The sequence below is a fragment of the Streptomyces sp. NPDC052042 genome (genome assembly GCF_044548345.1).
Taxonomy (GTDB): Bacteria; Actinomycetota; Actinomycetes; order Streptomycetales; family Streptomycetaceae; genus Streptomyces.
In genome coordinates this window covers 1-1,140 of record NZ_JBIUBU010000089.1, presented here as the reverse complement: position 1 = coordinate 1,140, position 1,140 = coordinate 1, and the positions used below count along the sequence as shown (strand labels likewise).

General features: G+C 70.2%; 1 pseudogene. It reads left to right on the top strand.

The features are described from left to right. Positions 1–121 precede the first annotated feature (121 nt). Positions 122–961 (top strand): annotated as a pseudogene (locus ACIHCL_RS36990) (IS481 family transposase); the annotation flags it as partial. Between the last annotated feature and the right edge of the window lie 179 nt (positions 962–1,140).

Sequence of the window (1,140 nt, the reverse complement as noted above, 5' to 3'; positions counted from 1 at the left end):
GTGTTCTGTCCCGGGAGGTTGTGGACGGGTGATTCAGGTCTCGGCCAAGAGGCCTTGAATGGGTGAGGGCCTTCCGGTTTCGGTGTGGATTGCGACATCTGCACCGACCAGAAAGGCCCTCGTGCCCCACCGTAATGCACCCCTGACCGAGACCGGCCGTCTGCGGCTTGCCCGCTGCGTGGTCGAGGACGGCTGGCCCCTGCGCCGGGCCGCCGAACGCTTCCAGGTCTCACCCACCACGGCCCAGCGGTGGGCAGCCCGCTACAGGGCTCATGGTGAGGCCGGGATGACCGACCGCTCCTCCCGGCCTCACTCGAGCCCGGGCCGCACCCCGACCCGCACCGAACGCCGGATCATCAAGGTCCGCGTCCTGCGCCGGTGGGGCCCGGCCCGCATCGCCCACTTCCTGGGCCTGGTTCCCTCGACCGTGCACCGTGTGCTGACCCGCTACCGCCTGGCCCGGCTCACGCACCTGGACCGGGCCACCGGCCGCGTCATACGCCGCTACGAACGCGAAAAGCCCGGCGAACTCGTCCACGTCGACATCAAGAAGCTCGGCAACATCCCCGACGGCGGCGGTCACAAGGTGCTCGGCCGCCCAGCGGGCCGCAAGACCCGCTCCGGCGCCGGCTACAGCTACATCCACACCGCCGTCGACGACCACTCCCGCCTCGCCTACAGCGAGATCCTCACCGACGAGAAGAAGGAGACCGCCACCGCCTTCTGGACCCGCGCCCAGGCGTTCTTCACCTCGTGCGGCATCACCGTCGAACGAGTCCTGACCGACAACGGGGCCTGCTACAAGTCCCACGCCTGGCGCAATGCCCTGACCGCAGCCGGGATCACCCACAAGCGAACCCGGCCCTACCGGCCGCAGACCAACGGCAAGGTCGAACGCCTCAACCGCACCCTGCTCGACGAATGGGCCTACGCGCGCCCCTACCAGTGTTCGCTCGACCGCCAGTCCAGCAGGCGCTCGCCCAGCCCCGGTTGCCGGGGGACCGCAGATTCGACCACAGGTGGGGCTGTAGGACGCTGGACGGTTGACCGAAAGGATGCTGGAGATCGGCCCCCGGGGCGCGCGGCGGCAGGGTGACCTCGCCGCTGGCCAGCGGCGACGAGGTGCGCTGCACCGGGGGG